Source organism: Pseudomonas sp. TH08 (assembly GCF_016651275.1).
Classification (GTDB): domain Bacteria; phylum Pseudomonadota; class Gammaproteobacteria; order Pseudomonadales; family Pseudomonadaceae; genus Aquipseudomonas.
The window spans coordinates 1,180,532-1,196,836 of sequence record NZ_JAEKEE010000001.1 but is presented as its reverse complement, the minus strand read 5'-3'; the positions used below and the strand labels follow the sequence as shown (position 1 = coordinate 1,196,836).

19 protein-coding genes are annotated in these 16,305 nt (G+C 58.4%); 9 read left to right on the top strand and 10 right to left on the bottom strand.

What is annotated here, in order from left to right:
* The first annotated feature begins 42 nt into the window (after window positions 1–42).
* The 4 genes from bufA2 (at window position 43) to cfaB (ending at window position 3,256) form a co-directional block, all read left to right on the top strand.
* Window positions 43–294: a BufA2 family periplasmic bufferin-type metallophore gene (bufA2, locus tag JFT91_RS29470; RefSeq protein WP_242489218.1), complete on the top strand. Its 252-nt coding sequence runs from the start codon at window positions 43–45 to the stop codon at window positions 292–294.
* 65 nt (window positions 295–359) lie between these two features.
* Window positions 360–1,205 (top strand): MNIO family bufferin maturase, encoded by an 846-nt coding sequence (bufB, locus tag JFT91_RS05660; RefSeq protein WP_201231782.1) that lies wholly within the window; start codon window positions 360–362, stop codon window positions 1,203–1,205.
* On the top strand, window positions 1,196–1,984 hold the full coding sequence (locus JFT91_RS05655; RefSeq protein WP_201231781.1) for an HvfC/BufC N-terminal domain-containing protein: 789 nt from the start codon (window positions 1,196–1,198) through the stop codon (window positions 1,982–1,984). The genes bufB and JFT91_RS05655 overlap by 10 nt, the downstream gene beginning before the upstream one ends.
* Window positions 1,985–2,068: 84 nt before the next feature.
* Window positions 2,069–3,256 (top strand): C17 cyclopropane fatty acid synthase CfaB, encoded by a 1,188-nt coding sequence (gene cfaB / locus JFT91_RS05650; protein ID WP_201231780.1) that lies wholly within the window; start codon window positions 2,069–2,071, stop codon window positions 3,254–3,256.
* A 2-nt stretch (window positions 3,257–3,258) separates the two neighbouring features.
* Here cfaB and cls read toward each other — a convergent pair whose 3' ends face one another.
* The gene (gene cls, locus JFT91_RS05645) at window positions 3,259–4,698 is read right to left on the bottom strand and encodes a cardiolipin synthase (protein WP_201229443.1); all 1,440 of its coding nucleotides are present in this window, start codon (window positions 4,696–4,698) and stop codon (window positions 3,259–3,261) included.
* 131 nt (window positions 4,699–4,829) lie between these two features.
* Between cls and JFT91_RS05640 the strand changes: the two genes are divergently transcribed.
* A complete protein-coding gene (locus JFT91_RS05640; protein WP_201229441.1) occupies window positions 4,830–5,348 on the top strand; it encodes a DUF3617 domain-containing protein in 519 nt (172 codons plus the stop codon).
* A 127-nt stretch (window positions 5,349–5,475) separates the two neighbouring features.
* On the opposite strand, the gene JFT91_RS05635 is transcribed toward JFT91_RS05640, so the two are convergent.
* The 6 genes from JFT91_RS05635 to folE2 are packed head-to-tail and all read right to left on the bottom strand — an operon-like array spanning window position 5,476 to window position 10,682.
* Window positions 5,476–6,807, bottom strand: coding sequence for a dihydroorotase (locus tag JFT91_RS05635; protein ID WP_201231779.1), 1,332 nt, complete (start codon window positions 6,805–6,807; stop codon window positions 5,476–5,478).
* A 3-nt stretch (window positions 6,808–6,810) separates the two neighbouring features.
* Window positions 6,811–7,371, bottom strand: coding sequence for a gamma carbonic anhydrase family protein (locus tag JFT91_RS05630; protein WP_201231778.1), 561 nt, complete (start codon window positions 7,369–7,371; stop codon window positions 6,811–6,813).
* Complete coding sequence (locus tag JFT91_RS05625) at window positions 7,368–8,243, bottom strand: metal ABC transporter substrate-binding protein (RefSeq protein WP_201231777.1); 876 nt, start codon at window positions 8,241–8,243, stop codon at window positions 7,368–7,370. The genes JFT91_RS05630 and JFT91_RS05625 overlap by 4 nt, the downstream gene beginning before the upstream one ends.
* Window positions 8,244–8,254: 11 nt before the next feature.
* Window positions 8,255–9,121 carry a metal ABC transporter permease gene (locus tag JFT91_RS05620; protein ID WP_201231776.1) on the bottom strand — a complete coding sequence of 289 codons (867 nt, stop codon included), beginning with the start codon at window positions 9,119–9,121 and terminating at the stop codon, window positions 8,255–8,257.
* On the bottom strand, window positions 9,121–9,789 hold the full coding sequence (locus JFT91_RS05615; protein ID WP_201231775.1) for a metal ABC transporter ATP-binding protein: 669 nt from the start codon (window positions 9,787–9,789) through the stop codon (window positions 9,121–9,123). The genes JFT91_RS05620 and JFT91_RS05615 overlap by 1 nt, the downstream gene beginning before the upstream one ends.
* Entirely contained in the window at window positions 9,786–10,682 is an 897-nt protein-coding gene (folE2, locus tag JFT91_RS05610) for a GTP cyclohydrolase FolE2 (protein WP_201231774.1), read from the bottom strand. Before folE2 ends, JFT91_RS05615 begins: the two co-directional genes overlap by 4 nt.
* A gap of 84 nt (window positions 10,683–10,766) precedes the next feature.
* On the opposite strand from folE2, the gene JFT91_RS05605 reads away from it, so the two are divergent.
* Window positions 10,767–11,969 (top strand): N-acetylmuramoyl-L-alanine amidase, encoded by a 1,203-nt coding sequence (locus tag JFT91_RS05605; RefSeq protein ID WP_201231773.1) that lies wholly within the window; start codon window positions 10,767–10,769, stop codon window positions 11,967–11,969.
* Here the strand turns inward: JFT91_RS05605 and JFT91_RS05600 are convergent.
* Window positions 11,966–12,343: a glutamine synthetase gene (locus JFT91_RS05600; RefSeq protein WP_201231772.1), complete on the bottom strand. Its 378-nt coding sequence runs from the start codon at window positions 12,341–12,343 to the stop codon at window positions 11,966–11,968. The genes JFT91_RS05605 and JFT91_RS05600 overlap by 4 nt on opposite strands.
* A 223-nt stretch (window positions 12,344–12,566) precedes the next feature.
* Between JFT91_RS05600 and zigA the strand changes: the two genes are divergently transcribed.
* Entirely contained in the window at window positions 12,567–13,772 is a 1,206-nt protein-coding gene (zigA, locus tag JFT91_RS05595; protein ID WP_201231771.1) for a zinc metallochaperone GTPase ZigA, read from the top strand.
* Complete coding sequence (locus JFT91_RS05590) at window positions 13,772–14,422, top strand: DUF1826 domain-containing protein (RefSeq protein WP_201231770.1); 651 nt, start codon at window positions 13,772–13,774, stop codon at window positions 14,420–14,422. Before zigA ends, JFT91_RS05590 begins: the two co-directional genes overlap by 1 nt.
* Before the next feature lie 4 nt (window positions 14,423–14,426).
* Here JFT91_RS05590 and JFT91_RS05585 read toward each other — a convergent pair whose 3' ends face one another.
* The gene (locus tag JFT91_RS05585) at window positions 14,427–14,783 is read right to left on the bottom strand and encodes an NADH:ubiquinone oxidoreductase (RefSeq protein ID WP_201147262.1); all 357 of its coding nucleotides are present in this window, start codon (window positions 14,781–14,783) and stop codon (window positions 14,427–14,429) included.
* A gap of 29 nt (window positions 14,784–14,812) precedes the next feature.
* On the opposite strand from JFT91_RS05585, the gene JFT91_RS05580 reads away from it, so the two are divergent.
* The gene (locus JFT91_RS05580; RefSeq protein WP_201231769.1) at window positions 14,813–15,784 is read left to right on the top strand and encodes a CobW family GTP-binding protein; all 972 of its coding nucleotides are present in this window, start codon (window positions 14,813–14,815) and stop codon (window positions 15,782–15,784) included.
* A gap of 1 nt (window position 15,785) precedes the next feature.
* Here JFT91_RS05580 and JFT91_RS05575 read toward each other — a convergent pair whose 3' ends face one another.
* Window positions 15,786–16,199, bottom strand: a complete 414-nt coding sequence (locus JFT91_RS05575; protein WP_122593228.1) for a DUF3301 domain-containing protein — start codon at window positions 16,197–16,199, stop codon at window positions 15,786–15,788.
* Between the last annotated feature and the right edge of the window lie 106 nt (window positions 16,200–16,305).

Here is a 16,305-nt window from a genome sequence, read left to right as displayed (position 1 = left end):
CCTTCCAGCCGACACCCCTGACGATCACCGAGGATTAGAAAAATGACTATCAAGACTGTTGCTGCTGGTGCCGCTCTCGCTTTGGCCGCTGCCACAATGTTTGCGGGTGTTGCTACCAACGCGATGGCTGCCGATGCCAATGTTCACTGTTACGGCGTCAATGCCTGCAAAGGCCAGAACGACTGCAAAACCAAAGACCATGCTTGCAAAGGCATGGGCTCCTGCAAAGGCCAGGGTTTCAAAGCCATGACTCAAGCGGCTTGCGAAAAAGCAGGTGGCAAGGTCGGCGAATAACTGACCGGCAAGTGCCGCCGCAGTGGTTAACGCCACTGCGGCCACTTTTTTTCAGGAGTTTGCCCATGTCAGTCTCTGTTCCTTTCCTCGGCTACGGCCTGGGATTGCGTAGCGCTTACTACCAGCAGATCCTCGAACAGTCGCCGGACGTCGACTGGTTCGAAGTGGTCTCGGAAAATTTCATGGTGCAGGGCGGCAAGGCCTTGTACCACCTCGATGCCATTGCCGAGCGCTATCCGCTGGTGATGCATGGCGTGTCCTTGTCCATCGGCGGCCCGCACGCGCTCGATGTCGACTATCTCAAACAACTCAGGCAATTGGCCGAGCGGGTGCAACCCGCGTGGGTCTCCGATCATTTGTGCTGGAGCCGTGGCAACGCTCACCAATTGCACGATCTGTTGCCGTTGCCGTACACCGAAGAAAGCCTTGAATACATCGCGGGCCGGGTCGCGCAGGTTCAGGACGTGTTGCAGCGTCCGTTGGTGCTGGAGAATGTCTCCAGTTACGTGCGTGGGGCCTCGGATGATTTCAGCGAATGGGAGTTTCTCGCTGCGCTGAGTCAGCTGAGCGGCTGCGAATTGCTCCTCGACGTGAACAATGTCTATGTCAGCTCACGCAATCACGGTTTCGATCCGTGGACGTTCATCAGTAGCCTGCCCGTCGATAAAGTCCGGCAATTGCATCTGGCGGGTCACAGCGACTATGGCGATTACGTGATCGACACCCACGATCACCCAGTCGCCGATCCAGTCTGGGCGTTGTACCAACGCACCCTCGAACATTTCGGTGCGGTGGCGACTTTGCTGGAGCGTGACGATCACCTTCCTCCCCTCGAAGAGTTGCTTGATGAACTGCACAAGGCCCGAGAACTGGGAAACAAGGTCTTGGCCGGGAGACAACAATGCGCCTGAAAGAATGGCAACTGGCGTTTGAATCGTTTCTGCTGGATGGCCCGGCAACGGCAAATCCGAGCTTGGGTAACAGCCTGATCGGTGGCCCGACACTCGATGTCGGCACCGGCCTGGCGATTTATCACAACGCCTACAAGGCGCGTTTGCTGGAAGTGCTGCGCAATGATTTTCCGGCGATTGCGTATTGGATGGGCGATGAAGAGTTCGACGCACTGGCCACGACATACATCCGCCAATACCCGTCGGCGCACTACAGTTTGCGCTGGCTGGGCAAAGGTTTCGAAGGCTTTATCCGCGAGCACCTGGTTCCCCAGCAAAGTGCGCCATTGGCCGAATTGGCGGCGCTTGAATGGGCTTTCACATTGGCCTTTGATGCGCCGGAGGGTCATCCGCTGACCCTGGAAACCATGGCGGCCCTGGCGGCGGAGGAGTGGCCCGAACTGCGCGTTAAACCGACGGCTTCGTTGCAGTGGCTGGCCTGCGGTTTCAACAGCCTGTCGCTGTGGCGCTCGGTCAAGGAAGGCGGCGAATTCCCTGACAGCGTTGCGCTGGAAATCCCACAGGTGTGCCTGATCTGGCGCCACGAGCTGATCTGTAATTACCGCAGTCTCGAACCTGCCGAAGCCAATGCTTTAAACGGTCTGCTCAGCCAAGATTGGAATTTCGCCGAACTGTGCGCAGCATTAGCAGTCATCTATGGTGAGGGCGCGCCACTTCAAGCGGTTACCTGGCTGAAACAGTGGGTACAGGACGGTGTGTTGGAGCGTCTGCAGCAATAGACACGGCTAATCAAATCGATAGCCTGCTATTTTTCCAGGATGGTCTACCCTCAGATCTGACGTCTGAAACAAGGGGGATTTTCCATGCTCGCGCAACTTCCACCGGCCTTACAGAATCTGCAGCTACCGCTTCGCTTGCGACTCTGGGATGGCCACGAGTTCAATCTGGGGCCGGCGCCCAGTGTCACCATCGTGGTCAAGGACCCGCAGATGGTCAGCCAGTTCACCCATCCAAGTCTTGATGCGTTGGGCGCGGCTTTCGTCGAGGGCAAACTGGAACTGGAGGGCTCGATCAGCGAGGTCATCCGGGTCTGCGACGAACTGAGCAATGCCTTGCTCGGTGAGGATGACGACAATCAGCCCGTGCGCTCGGTCCACGACAAGGAAACCGACGCCAAAGCCATTTCCTACCACTACGACTTGTCCAACGCGTTTTATCAGCTGTGGCTGGACAGCGACATGGCGTATTCGTGTGCCTATTTCGAAACGGGCAGCGAAACCCTTGAGCAGGCGCAACAGGCCAAATTCCGTCATCTATGCCGCAAGCTGCGTTTGCAGCCTGGCGACTATCTGCTGGATGTCGGCTGCGGTTGGGGTGGCCTCGCGCGATACGCTGCTCGCGAGTTCGGCGCCAAAGTGTTCGGCATCACCCTGAGCAAGGAACAGCTGGAACTGGCGCGTGAGCGAGTCAAAGCTGAAGGCCTGGAAGACCAGGTCGAACTGCAGCTGCTCGACTATCGTGATCTGCCTCAGGATGGGCGATTCGACAAGGTGGTCAGCGTCGGTATGTTCGAGCACGTCGGCCACGCGAATCTGGCCGAGTACTGCAAAACCCTGTTCGGCGCGGTGAAGGAGGGCGGCCTGGTGATGAACCACGGCATCACCGCCAAGCACACTGATGGCCGCCCAGTGGGGCGCGGTGCCGGGGATTTCATCGAGAAATACGTGTTCCCCAATGGCGAGCTGCCACACCTGTCGATGATCTCGGCCGAGATCAGCGAAGCGGGTCTGGAGATTGTCGACGTTGAAAGCTTGCGGCTGCACTACGCGCGCACACTGGATCACTGGAGCGAGCGTCTGGAGGACAACCTCGAAGCGGCGGGTAAACTGGTGCCGGATCAGGCGCTACGCATCTGGCGTTTGTACCTCGCCGGTTGTGCCTATGCGTTCGCGCGCGGCTGGATCAATCTGCACCAGATCCTCGCAGTGAAGGCGCATGCCGATGGCAGCCATGAACTGCCGTGGACCCGCGACGACATCTATAACCCTTAGCTTCAGAGAATCGGTGAAATAAGCCGGGCGATCCGCATGCCGAGTTGTTGCAGGCGGTGGATCTCCCGGCTTTCTTCTTGGGCGATCTCGCACGATTGCTCGAAATCCTCAATGAGCATGTGTTCCACACTCGCAGCGAAGGCGCTGTCGACGGTCAGTAGCATCACCTCGAAATTCAGCCGGAACGAGCGGTTGTCCAGATTGGCGCTGCCGATGGCGCTGATCTCGCTGTCGATCAACACCACTTTCTGATGCAGAAAACCGGGTTGGTAGCGGAAAACCCGCACGCCGGCACGTACGGCCTCGAACGCATAGAGGCTGGAAGCGGCGTAAACGATGCGGTGATCGGGGCGCGACGGCAGCAGCAAACGCACATCGACACCGCGTAACACTGCCAGCCTTAACGCGGCAAATACCGCTTCGTCAGGTATGAAATAAGGGCTGGTGATCCACACCCGTTCGGTTGCCGCGTGGATCGCTTCGACGAAGAACAGCGAACAGGTTTCGTAAGCATCGGCCGGGCCGCTGGCGAGCAGTTGACAGAGCACGCCGTCGTCGGGGTACTCATCCGGCAGGATCAGCGGCGGCAGACTGCGCGCAGCCCAGAACCAGTCTTCGGCAAAGGATTCCTGCATGCACGCCACCACCGGGCCACGGACTTTTACGTGGGTGTCGCGCCACGGGGCCAGCGGCGGTTTCTCGCCCATGTACTCATCGCCGACGTTATGCCCGCCAACGAAGCCGACGACGCCGTCGACCACGACAATTTTGCGATGGTTACGGAAGTTGACCTGAAAGCGATTGAGCCAGCCACTGCGCGTGGCGAAAGCTTTGACCTCGACACCGCCATCGCGCAACGCCTGCACATAACTGTGGGGCAGGGCGTGGCTGCCGATGCGGTCGTAAAGCAAATGAATGCTCACGCCTTCGGCGGCTTTCTTCAGCAGCAGATCACGCAAGCGCTGGCCGAGCCGATCATCGTGGATGATGAAGAACTGGATCAGCACTGCTTCTTTTGCGTGGTCGATGGCTTGGAAAATCGCTTCAAAAGTTGCCGCGCCGTTTACCAGCAACTGCACTTCGTTGTTCGCCAGGCATGGCATACGCCCCAGTTTTGGCATCGCCCGTAATGACGCGTAGGCATTTGAGGCGCGGGCGGTCAGGGCTTCTTCCACCCACGGCCGCCAATTCAGTTCGGAGATGGCCTGACGCATCTGTTCGTTGGCCTGGCGCCGGGCCTTGATGTAGCCATCGAAGGTACTGCGGCCAAACACCAGATACGGAATTAGCGTGAGATAGGGAATAAAGATCAGCGACAATGCCCAGGCGATCGAGCCTTGAGCCGTGCGCACGGTGAGCACCGCATGTATCGCGGCGATCAAGCCGAGGGTGTGTATCAGGGCGATCAAGTAACCGAAAATGTGCGGTCCAAAATAATCCATGGGGCAGCCTTGCTCCGGAAGATTCAATGCTTAACAGACCATGTTCTGTCGCGAATGTCGCTATTTAATTGGCGCATGAACCGAAGCAATCGGCCGGCGTCTAACGGCCACTACTGATCAGGAGTTTTTCGATGAATGTTCGTCTGCTGGGTTTGGCGCTGGGCCTGGGTTTGGCAATGCCGATGATTGCGCAGGCGCAGATGCTGCAGCCGGGGCTGTGGGAAATGACATCGAGCAACGTCAAGGTCGATGACCAGCCGATGGATGTGCAATCGATTCTGGGCCAGCTCCAAGGCCAGATGACTCCGCAACAGCGTGCAGCGCTGGAAAAGAACGGGATCAATATTGGCGGCAAAGGCATCCGCGCCTGCCTGACACCTGAGCAAGTGGCGACCAACGACATCCCACTGGCCGACCCGCAATCGGGCTGCAAACAGCAGATCACCGAGCGCAGCGGCAATCAGTGGAAATTCCGTTTCAGTTGCCCGAAAGCTCAGGGTACTGGTGTGGCGACGTTCGTTAGCGATCGTGAGTTCACCACGGTGGCCAACGGCACGTTCAACGCGATCGGGATCAATCAGAAGGGCAGTCTGGAAACCCGCGCGGTATGGTTGGGCCAGGACTGCGGCGCCGTTAAACCCCGCGCTTGATGCGATCCCTGCAGGAGCTGCGGCACGCTGCGATCTTTTGATCTTGATTGTCAAAAACAAGATCAAAAGATCGCAGCCTCGTTTCACTCGTCAGCTCCTACAGAGTTGGGTATCTGGCGAAGATTACTCAGCGCATGAATCGCAGCGGCAACCCTCGACACCCATCATTCACGCGACTCTCGTGCCAGGCGATCTGCCCAGACACCAGCGTCGTGCTCACCCGATGCCGAAAGCTGCGCCCGGCAAACGGCGTCCATCCGCACTGCGACAGAATCGGCTGCCGTTCCACCGCCAGCGTTTGCGGTTCGACCAACACCAGATCTGCCCAATACCCCTCACGCAAATATCCCCGATCAGGAATAGCAAACAAGTCAGCCACGCGATGGCTGGTCTTCGCCACCAGCGTAGTGATGGGCAGCACGCCGTCCGCGACCAGTTCCAGCAGCGCCGGCAGCGCATGTTGCACCAACGGCAACCCCGAAGGCGCCTGAGTATAAGGCTGCTGCTTTTCTTCCCAGGTATGCGGTGCATGATCGCTACCTATAACGTCCAGCCGATTGCTGTTCAACGCCTCGCGCAGGGCATCGCGATCAGCTTGGGTTTTAATCGCCGGATTGCACTTGATCAGGTTGCCGAGGTTTGGGTAGTCACGATCATCGAACAACAAATGATGCAGACACACCTCTGTGGTGATGCGTTTTTGCGCCAGGGGGCTGTCCTCGAACAAGGCTAGTTCCCGCGCTGTGGTCAGGTGTAAAACGTGCAGGCGTGTGCCGTGACGTCGGGCCAATTCCACTGCCAGTGAAGAGGAGCGATAACACGCCTCGGCATCACGGATCAGCGGATGAGCGGCGGGAGGGATTAGATCGCCGAACACCTCCCGCAGGTTGGCCACGTTGGCGTCGATGCTCGGTGTGTGTTCGCAGTGGGCCAACAGGATCGTCGGCACTTCGGCGAACAGCCGCTCAAGGATCTGCGGATCATCCACCAGCATGTTGCCGGTCGAAGCGCCCATGAACACTTTAACGCCGGCTACCTCACACGGATTGAGCGCGGCCACCGTGTCGAGGTTGTCCCGGCTCACGCCAAAGTGAAAGCCGTAATTGGCCACCGAACTGATCGCCGCCCGACGCTTTTTATCCGCTAACGCTTCGAGGGTGAGCGTTGCCGGGTTGGTGTTGGGCATGTCCATGAAGCTGGTGATGCCACCGGCGACTGCCGCCCGCGATTCCGTGTAGAGGCTGCCCTTGGTCGGCGCGCCAGGTTCTCGGAAGTGAACCTGATCGTCGATCATTCCCGGCAGCAACCATTGGCCGTTGGCATCGATTTCTAGCGTCGCATTTTCACCTTCGATGCAGCGGGCAATTTTGACGATGCGGCCATGGCTGACCAACAGATCGGCGTCGAATACTCGTCCTTCGTTGACCAGTCTGGCGTTGCGAATCAGCACACTGCTCATGGCTCAGAACTCGTTCTGCAAGGCTTTGTAGCCGCGTACCAGATCGACGTTGGTGCGCGCCACGTCTTCGGAAAACTCCGAGGCGCTGATGCTCACCGGTGGGAATAACGAGAGGTCGGTATTGGGGCCGATACGGGTGGTGGAGGGCACGTAGAACGCGTCGGGCAGATCGCGGCCGTCGACCACCGAATTGTGCCGCACCACGCAGCCGTTACCGACTACGCAGTTGAACAGTACGCTGTTGAAACCGATGAACACCCGATCACCGACGACACATGGGCCATGCACGATCGAGCGGTGGGCGATGGAGCTGAACTCGCCGATAGTCACCGCCGCGCCGGATTTCGAGTGGATGACGACGCCGTCCTGAATGTTTGAATTGGCGCCGATGGTGATCGGTTCCATATCGCCTGAAGCATCCACTTCGTCGGCACGGATGACCGCGTACGGGCCAACGAAAACGTTTTCACCGATCACCACTTTGCCGCAGATGATCGCGGTTTTATCGACGTAAGCCGACTCGGCAATCTGCGGTAGATCACCTGAAGGATTCTTGCGGATCATGGTTGGCGCAGCGCGTCGTACAGGGTGTTGAGGTTGTACTCGAACAACCCGGTGAAGGTGCTGGCCGGGCCGCTGGCAGCGAGGGCATCCGAGTACAGCGTGCCACCAATGTGTGCGCCGCTTTCGTCGGCAATCTGCTTGAGCAAGCGCGCATCCTTGATGTTTTCCATGAACACCGCTTTGACGTTGGCCTGACGGATCTGGGTGATCAGCGCAGCGACTTCGGTCGCTGAGGGCTCACGCTCGGTGGACAGTCCTTGCGGTGCCATGAAGTCGATTCCGTACGCCTGGCCGAGATAACCAAAGGCGTCGTGGCTGGTAACGATCTTGCGATTGCCCGGCGGCAACGAACCTAGTTTCGCCTTGGCTTCGGCGAGCAGGGCGTAGATCTGCTTAAGGTAGGTTTTGCTGTTGCGCTGGTAATCGGCTGCGTTCGCCGGGTCGGCGGCGATCAACGCTTGGGTGATGTTGGCGATATACAACTCGGTATTGGCCAGGTTGTGCCAAGCGTGTGGGTCGGGAACGGTTTCGCCGTCCTCATCCAGCGAGCGCGGGATCACGCCGTGGCTGGCACTGATGACGGTGGCTTTGGTTTCGGTGCTGGTCACCAGACGATCCAGCCACGGCTCGAAACCCAGGCCGTTCTTGATGATCAATTTGGCTTTTAGCAGCGCTTTCGCATCGTCCGGTGTCGGTTCGTAGGTGTGCGCGTCGGCGTCCGGGCCGACCATGTTGGTGATCTGGATATGCTCACCGCCGACCTGATGGACCATGTCAGCGAGGATGCTGAAACTGGTGACCACCGGCAATTTTTCCGCCGCCGACAATGACATCGACAGCATCAGGCTGAACAGCACGAGTAGAGCGCGCATCGGAAAACACCTCATTGGGATGTGAGCAAGGGCGGGCGGCGCAGCAGACCGTGGACCGGTCCGAACACCACAGACAGCAGATAGCCGACGCCGGCAACCAGGACGATGGCCGGGCCGCTGGGTAGCGAGTAATAGAACGACAACAGCAAGCCGAGCCACACCGAGAGGCAGCCGAGGATCGCCGCAATACCGATCAGGCTTGGCAGATGGCGACTCCAGAATCGCGACGCGGCGGCGGGGAGCATCATCAATCCGACCACCATCAATGCGCCGATGGCCTGGAAGCCAATCACCAGGTTGAGCACCACCAGCATCAGGAACACACCATGCGCGAGGGGGCCGAGGCGGCTGACAGTTCTCAAAAAAAGCGGATCGAGGGTGTCGAGCAGCAGCGCTTTATAGATCAATGCCATGGCGATCAGACTGAATGCCGAGACCCATAACATGCCGTTGAGCGTCGGTCCGTCGACGGCCAAGGCCGAGCCGAACAGCAGGTGCAGGAGGTCGAGACGCTTGCCGGCAATCCCCAGAATCAATACGCCGCTGGCGAGGGAAATCGGATAGATCGCGGCGAGGCTGGCGTCTTCGCGCAAACCGGTTCGACGGGTAATCCACGCAGCGAGACCGGCCATACTCAGACCCGCGCCCAGCCCGCCGAGGGTGAGTGCGGGCAGACTCAGGCCGGCAAACCAGAACCCTAATGCGGCGCCGGGAAGAATGCCGTGAGCCACTGCGTCACCGATCAGGCTCATCCGCCGCAGGATCAGAAACACCCCGAGGGGGGCGGTGCTGCAAGCCAGTACCAGGCCGCCGAGGAGGGCGCGGCGCATGAAGACGAAGTCGTTGAACGGTTGCCAGAGGTGGGCGACGGTTAGCATCAGGCCACCTGTGTGTGTGGTGTTTGCAGGATCAGTTCTGCGCTCGTGCCGAACACACATTCGCGGTTTTTGATCAGTAGCGTTTTGGCAATGTTCTGGCGGACGGCGGCGAGGTCATGGCACACGACGACCAGTGTTCGTCCCTCTGCATGCCAGGCGTGAATGTGTTGCCACAACAACTGCTGACCGAATTCATCGAGCGCGGCGTGGGGTTCATCGAGCAACAACACGGGTGTGTCGGCCAGGCTTAATCGCGCGAGTAGGGCGCGTTGTAACTCGCCGCCGGACAGGGCCATAAGTGGGCGACGTTCCAGGCCGCCAAGGTGCCAGTTTTCCAATGCCGCGGTGAGTTGCTGAGCGCGCAATTGCGTCGACAGTCGGCGGCCCCAGAATCCTGCGGCCACAAGCTCTTCCAGGCTGATCGGGAATTGACGGTCCAGATGCTGTTGTTGCGGCAGGAAAGACAGACCGCTCTGCCGTGGAACACTCAACGACACTTTGCCCGCCAACGGTTTTTGCAGGCCCGCGATGACTTTCAACAGGCTGCTTTTGCCGCAGCCGTTGGCGCCAATGATCGCCGTCAGGCTGCCGGTTTCGAATTCGAGATTGAGCGGCGAGGTCAGCGGTTGGCCCGGCGCGCCCCAGCTCAAGGATTGGCAGCGGATCATGCGTGCTCCCGCTGCCAATGGCTTTCTGCGACGGCATCGTGAGCGTGCAGGCTTTCTGCATGAACGACTCGCAGATGAAATGCACAGACACCCGGTGAACGTCGCAGGGCCAGATTCAGTCGGCGAGCAGCGTCTTCACAGAACATCAGGTTCTGTCCATTGGCGAGGGCGAAGGCTTGTTCATCGGCGCGTTTGACCGCGGTTTGTACGGCGGTGCCGAGGGAGGTTTCGGCATCATTGATGATCGTGCTTAGCGGCAGCTCATCAACGAATTCGTCGAGGTGTAGATGTAATTGGGCAATGCTGCGTTGGCTGTGTGGCGTAGCAACGATGCCTTGGGTCGAACCGAGCCAGGCCAAAACATCGGCGTGTTGCAGTGGTTGGTTGGCGAAGTCGTCGATGAATTGTTGCTGGATCAACTGCCTCGCCAAGGCAGCTGAGCACGGGCATGTTGATGAGTAAGGCACGTCAATTTTGAGTTCCACGTGGAACATATCGCTTTTCAGACGGGCTGAAATCGTCACCGGATAGGCTTTCCATCCCGACAGCGGGCTGACCAATGCCGGTCTTTTCAGGAGTAAATCAGTGTGGATATTCAGGTAGGCATTGTTGGATAGCCCTTCGTGACTATCGAGGAACTCCTCAAGGACTTGGCGTAGAACCATTGGAGACAGGCTTTCCCGCTGAAGAGATTCCAGCGCCAAATAAAGCCGCGACATATGAATGCCCCGCGCATCACCGTCATCGAGGCTCACTCCCGCATCAGCTCTTGCGCTCAAGCGTTGGCCTTCCAGCAAAACAGGTAACGCAATGCCGCGCATGCCCACCCATTCGAGCGGCAAGTTTTGGCGATTGGATTGCGCGGCGATATCCGGGAGTGACAGCAAATTCATGTTCGGAACCATCGTGTTGATTAAATTCGATGTTACATTATAACAATACAAATCACGATGCCTTTTTCATGAACAGGCTTTCATATGCACAGACGCCATCTGCTTAATCTGATCCTGGCCGGCGCGGCATTCGCCTTGCCCTTTAGCGTGTCCGCTACGCAAATCCGCAATGCGCGGCTCTGGCGCTCGGATGACAAACTGCGTTTGGTTTTCGAATTGAGCGGACCGGTGCGCTACAAAACCTTCACGCTCAGCGCTCCTGAGCGACTGATCATTGACCTGAATGGCGCCAGTCTGATTGGCGATTTCAGTCAACTGTCGCTCAATGACTCTGTCATTCGGTCAATCAGATCGGGTCGGTTCGGCCAAGGTGATACGCGGATTGTTCTCGATCTGAGTGATCCAGTACTGTTGAACAGCTTTCTTCTGGCGCCTCAGGACGGCCAGGGATATCGCCTTGTCCTGGATTTAGTCAGCGCAAAACAGGCGCCTGTAGCGCCAATGGTTCCACGTGAAACACCCGAGAATAAGGTTCATCCAAAGCGCGACATCATCGTGGTTGTCGATCCTGGACATGGCGGAAAGGACCCCGGAGCAGTGGGAGCCAAAGGCGAGAGGGAGAAGGACGTAGTACTTTCCATCGCCCAGTTGCTGGCCAAGCGTCTGAAAAAAGAGAAAGGGTTCGACGTCAAACTGGTGCGTAACGATGATTTTTTCGTGCCGTTGCGCAAGCGTGTGGACATCGCTCGGCAGCACAAAGCCGACATGTTTATCTCGGTGCATGCCGATGCGGCGCCACGGCTGAGCGCTTCTGGCGCGTCGGTGTATTGCCTGTCGGAGGGTGGCGCAACGTCAGCGACGGCGCGTTTCATGGCGCAGCGAGAGAACGGCGCGGACCTGCTCGGCGCCACCAGCTTGCTCAATCTCAAAGACAAGGACCCGATGCTTGCCGGAGTGATTCTCGACATGTCGATGAATGCGACGATCGCCGCCAGTTTGCAATTGGGTAACACGGTACTCGGCAGCCTGGCGGGCATCACTACCTTGCATCAGAAACGCGTTGAGCAAGCCGGATTTGCCGTGCTGAAGTCACCCGATGTGCCTTCGATTCTGGTGGAAACCGGCTTCATTTCCAACGCTCGCGACAGTCAGCGGCTGGTCACTGCGAGGCATCAACAGGCGGTGGCGGATGGTTTGTTTGAGGGTTTGCAGCGTTACTTCGTAAAGAATCCGCCTATCGACAGCTACATCGCCTGGCAGCAACAGCAGCAAAAAGCGCAGGTCTAGCAGCCAGCAATCCGGCTGCAAGTGAACTTGGTGCTGCTGCCACCCGAGCTGGAAAAGCGATTGATGGTGGTCCAGCCTACCCGGCGGGTGTAGCCGACCCAGGCTTCACCGTCGGAGGCGATGCCGGTGAAGAACGTCAGTTGCCCGAATCGGCTGTTGGTCTGTGCCCAATAGCGATGGCCGTCCTTTTCAAAACCGCGCAAGTACAGCGTGCTGCCCACGGTGTTAACGCTGTAGGCGTTGCCATCGGCATCCACGCAGGCCAGCAGATTGGCGCTGCGCGTACACGTGGCAAGGGACGGCATCTGCGCCCACGCGTTGCCAGTCATCAGCAAGGCAAGGCTCACCAGCGAGCATTTCAGCGCATTCATCAACACATTTCCCGACTAGCAGATTGATTGCAGATTCCAGCGCTTTGTCATTTAGCGCAAGAGCAGGGCTGGCTTATTCTTGTTGTTATACTATAACATTAATTTTAGCCAAACCTGAGCTGGCCGATTTCAAGCGTTCAACTTCTGCGAGCCCATCGCCTGCGGCCAGAAAACGTCATGCGCAACCAAAAGCGTTGATCGGCTACTACCTTATGAGGATTATCCAATGTCAGCTGCGTTGCCCGTGACCGTTCTTTCAGGATTTCTCGGCGCTGGAAAAAGTACACTTTTGAATTACGTACTACGTAATCGCAAGGGTTTGCGCGTGGCAGTGATCGTCAATGATATGAGCGAGATCAACATTGATGGCAGCGAAGTTCAACGCGATGTCAGCCTGAACCGCGCTGAAGAGAAGCTCGTGGAAATGAGCAACGGTTGTATCTGCTGTACGTTACGCGAGGACTTGCTTGAGGAAGTCAGCAAGCTCGCCCATGAGGGTCGCTTCGATTATTTGTTGATCGAATCCACGGGAATCTCTGAGCCGTTGCCGGTGGCCGAGACGTTTACCTTTCGCGATGAGTCCGGCCAAAGTCTCGCTGACATCGCTCGCCTCGACACTATGGTCACTGTAGTCGACGGGGTGAACTTCCTCCTCGATTACCAGGCTGCTGAAAGCCTCGCCTCCCGGGGTGAAATCCTCGGCGAGGAAGACGAGCGCTCGATCACCGACCTGCTGGTCGAACAAGTCGAATTCGCCGACGTGTTGTTGATCAGCAAGATCGACTTGATCAGCCAGAGCGAGCGGGAGGAATTGATGGCGATCCTCAAACGCCTCAACGCTCAGGCCGAAATCATTCCGATGGTGATGGGCGAAGTTCCGTTGGAGAAGATCCTCAACACTGGCCGTTTCGACTTTGAAAAAGCTGCACAAGCACCCGGTTGGCTACAAGAATTACGTGGCGAGCACGTTGCGGAAACCGACGAATACGGTATCGCCTCTACGGCTTATCGCGCGCGCCGGCCCTTTCACCCGCAACGCTTCTTCAGCTTCATCGACCGCCCGTGGTTGAACGGTAAATTACTGCGCTCAAAAGGGTTCTTCTGGCTGGCAAGCAAACCCACGGACGCCGGTAGCTGGTCCCAGGCCGGCGGTTTGATGCGCCATGGTTTCGCCGGACGCTGGTGGCGTTTCGTGGCGAAAAACCAGTGGCCGCAGGATCAGGAAAGTACCGCAGCAATCATGGAAAACTGGACGCCGAGTGTCGGAGACTGCCGTCAGGAGCTGGTATTCATCGGTCAGAACATCGATTTCCTGCAACTTTTTGCCGAACTCGACGCCTGCCTGCTGAGTGATGATGAAATGGCGATTGGCGTCGAAGGCTGGCGATTGCTGCCCGACCCGTTCGGCCCTTGGCATGAAGAGGCCGCCTGATGCTCGCGCTCAAACTGCTGCAAAACCGCACGCGCTTGCAACACCAGGGCCCGGCGCCGAAAGCGCTGACACGCATCCTCGAGGAGGAGGTAAACCTCGCCGTCTGGCAGCGGCAATTGCCGTTGCACATTGCCGATTTCGCCAACTTGCTGCTGTCACTCAACGAACCTTTGGCGGAGTCGCTGTGTTTGGAACTGGCGGACGAAGATGATGAGCCGAACCTCAGCGGTCTGGCCGGCGGATTCCGCGATCTGGAGGGATATGAAGGGTTTATTGCCGACCTGAAGTGGCTGGTCAGCGCCTTCGCCTGTCTGCTCGGCGCGCGGCGTATCGGCTTGCGCCTGCGGGTGCTGGATAAGGCCATGTGCCCGCGCTTCCACGTCGATCATGTGCCGGTGCGGTTGATCACCACGTACGCGGGCGTTGGTAGTCAGTGGCTGAAGGAAGGCGCGATGGATCGTACGCAATTGGGCCAGGCCAACGCCGAGCCGCAGGATGCAAAGCAGATCCGGCAACTCAACAGCGGCGATGTGGCGTTGTTGAAAGGCGAAAAATGGCACGGTAATGAAGGCTTCGGGCTGATCCACCGCTCGCCGCAACCGGCAGCGGGCGAGCGACGACTGATGCTGACCCTCGATTGGCTCGGCTAAAGCCTCAAGGCTTGAGCCACGAACCCTGGCTCTGGCCTTCGCAATACGGCTTGAGATACGCCGCGTCAGTAGCGACGCCGTAATAGTGGATGTCCTGGCGATAAGGCATATTGGCGACTTGCGCGTTGCTGCACACACCAAACGCACCGCTCGGGCACTGGTCGACGTACTGCACTTCGACTTTCTGCCCGGCCAGCGATGGCTGGCAGAAACCGTCGTTGAACAGTTTCTGCGGAATGTTGCGGTTCTGCTGGCAGACTTTGACGTCGAGCCGCTCGCCCTGACTGTGCACTACGCAGGCCTGAGCCCACACTTCGCTCGACAGCAACGCCAACAACAACGACCATCCCATCCAACGCATCTTTGAATCTCCCAAGTAAGCTCCCGGCCATGTTGCAGAACATTCTCACCCATGTCATTGCTGGCCCTTTGGGTGCCGGCAAGACCAGCCTGATACGCCAGCTCATGGCGCAGCGGCCGACCGGCGAGCGCTGGGCGGTGCTGATCAACGAGTTTGGCCAGATCGGCCTCGACGCCGCGCTGCTGACTCGCGCCGCCGATGGTATCGCACTGGGTGAAGTGGCCGGGGGCTGCTTGTGTTGCGTGAATGGTGCGCCGTTTCAGATCGGCCTTGGGCGTTTACTGCGCAAGGCCAAACCGAACCGATTGTTTATCGAACCTTCCGGGCTGGGACATCCGGCGCAGTTGCTTAAACAGCTGAGCGAAGCGCCGTGGCTGGGGGTGCTGGCCGTTCAGCCGTGTGTTCTGGTGTTGGATGCTCAAGCGCTTCAAGCGGGGAAAGCGTTGCCGGCAGCGCAGCAGGAAGCGTTGCAAACCGCTGGCTTGTTGCTATTGAACAAGGCGGAAAATCTTGATGACACGGCCCGTACACAAATCGCCAGCCAGTTGCCGCCAGTCAGGTTGATCTGGACGCAACAGGCGCAACTACCTCTGAGTGAGCTGCCGGGCCTGGCCGCAAAAGCGCTCAACGGTGTGGATAATCTGGTCGTGCCCAAAGGACTCGGACAAATGCCGGCCGTCTGGAGTGATCCAACGGTGCCGATTTGTCTGAGTCAGGCGCAGGAGGGTGGCTGGAGTATTGGTTGGCGGTGGCATCCGGTTCAGACGTTCGACAAACAATGCCTTGCTGACTGGCTAACCCGCCTCAATTGGACGCGAGCCAAACTGGTTATCCACAGCCGGAATGGCTGGGTGTCTGCGAACGCCCTGGAGAATGCCGAGCTGATCTGGCAGCCCAGCGAATGGCGAAAAGATTCGCGAATCGAGCTGATCTTCGCCGATCCACAGAATATCGCTGAATTACAGGCCGGATTGGCGCAGTGCCGGATTCAGGCGAGCTGATTCAGGGCTTCCACTTGGTGTGTTCCTGCCGCCACTGACTCAGCTCGATGACTTCCGCACGAGGCCTCTGCACCTCGACCACCGGCGGCGTGTCATCGAACGGGGCCGGGTAGGGCGCCAGTTCAATCTGCGCACTGTGCGCGCCAAACTGGGTGATGGTGCCGTTGTGCCGGGTTTCACCGGTTACGGTGAATTCGAAGTTGTACACCCGCGCCAGACGTCGACGGCCGTTGGCGTCCTTGATGAAGCCGATCTTCTTCAGCGCCACGTTACCGTCGAGCAGCTCGACGCGCACGTTCAGGCAATGCTGCTTGACCCGCTCCAGCGCCCGCTCGCGCAAGCCGTGGTTGTGCCATAGCCACGCGCCGGCAGCGGCGAACAGCATCAGCACGAAGATGTTTTCGAGGGTCAGCATCAACAAGGAACTCCAAAAGATAGCGTCAGCTTAACTGCGTCGCCGGTCTGTCGTACAGGCTGTGTTTCGTCGCATACTGCGCGGCTTGAATTTCAATCGTTTTACG

Excerpts from the sequence above, each read along its gene's own strand:
- bufA2 (WP_242489218.1), top strand. The coding sequence starts at position 43 with ATGACTATCAAGACTGTTGCTGCTGGTGCCGCTCTCGCTTTGGCCGCT.
- bufB (WP_201231782.1), top strand. The coding sequence starts at position 360 with ATGTCAGTCTCTGTTCCTTTCCTCGGCTACGGCCTGGGATTGCGTAGC.
- JFT91_RS05655 (WP_201231781.1), top strand. The coding sequence starts at position 1,196 with ATGCGCCTGAAAGAATGGCAACTGGCGTTTGAATCGTTTCTGCTGGAT.
- cfaB (WP_201231780.1), top strand. The coding sequence starts at position 2,069 with ATGCTCGCGCAACTTCCACCGGCCTTACAGAATCTGCAGCTACCGCTT.
- cls (WP_201229443.1), bottom strand. The coding sequence starts at position 4,698 with ATGGATTATTTTGGACCGCACATTTTCGGTTACTTGATCGCCCTGATA.
- JFT91_RS05640 (WP_201229441.1), top strand. The coding sequence starts at position 4,830 with ATGAATGTTCGTCTGCTGGGTTTGGCGCTGGGCCTGGGTTTGGCAATG.
- JFT91_RS05635 (WP_201231779.1), bottom strand. The coding sequence starts at position 6,807 with ATGAGCAGTGTGCTGATTCGCAACGCCAGACTGGTCAACGAAGGACGA.
- JFT91_RS05630 (WP_201231778.1), bottom strand. The coding sequence starts at position 7,371 with ATGATCCGCAAGAATCCTTCAGGTGATCTACCGCAGATTGCCGAGTCG.
- JFT91_RS05625 (WP_201231777.1), bottom strand. The coding sequence starts at position 8,243 with ATGCGCGCTCTACTCGTGCTGTTCAGCCTGATGCTGTCGATGTCATTG.
- JFT91_RS05620 (WP_201231776.1), bottom strand. The coding sequence starts at position 9,121 with ATGCTAACCGTCGCCCACCTCTGGCAACCGTTCAACGACTTCGTCTTC.
- JFT91_RS05615 (WP_201231775.1), bottom strand. The coding sequence starts at position 9,789 with ATGATCCGCTGCCAATCCTTGAGCTGGGGCGCGCCGGGCCAACCGCTG.
- folE2 (WP_201231774.1), bottom strand. The coding sequence starts at position 10,682 with ATGAATTTGCTGTCACTCCCGGATATCGCCGCGCAATCCAATCGCCAA.
- JFT91_RS05605 (WP_201231773.1), top strand. The coding sequence starts at position 10,767 with ATGCACAGACGCCATCTGCTTAATCTGATCCTGGCCGGCGCGGCATTC.
- zigA (WP_201231771.1), top strand. The coding sequence starts at position 12,567 with ATGTCAGCTGCGTTGCCCGTGACCGTTCTTTCAGGATTTCTCGGCGCT.
- JFT91_RS05590 (WP_201231770.1), top strand. The coding sequence starts at position 13,772 with ATGCTCGCGCTCAAACTGCTGCAAAACCGCACGCGCTTGCAACACCAG.
- JFT91_RS05585 (WP_201147262.1), bottom strand. The coding sequence starts at position 14,783 with ATGCGTTGGATGGGATGGTCGTTGTTGTTGGCGTTGCTGTCGAGCGAA.
- JFT91_RS05580 (WP_201231769.1), top strand. The coding sequence starts at position 14,813 with ATGTTGCAGAACATTCTCACCCATGTCATTGCTGGCCCTTTGGGTGCC.
- JFT91_RS05575 (WP_122593228.1), bottom strand. The coding sequence starts at position 16,199 with ATGCTGACCCTCGAAAACATCTTCGTGCTGATGCTGTTCGCCGCTGCC.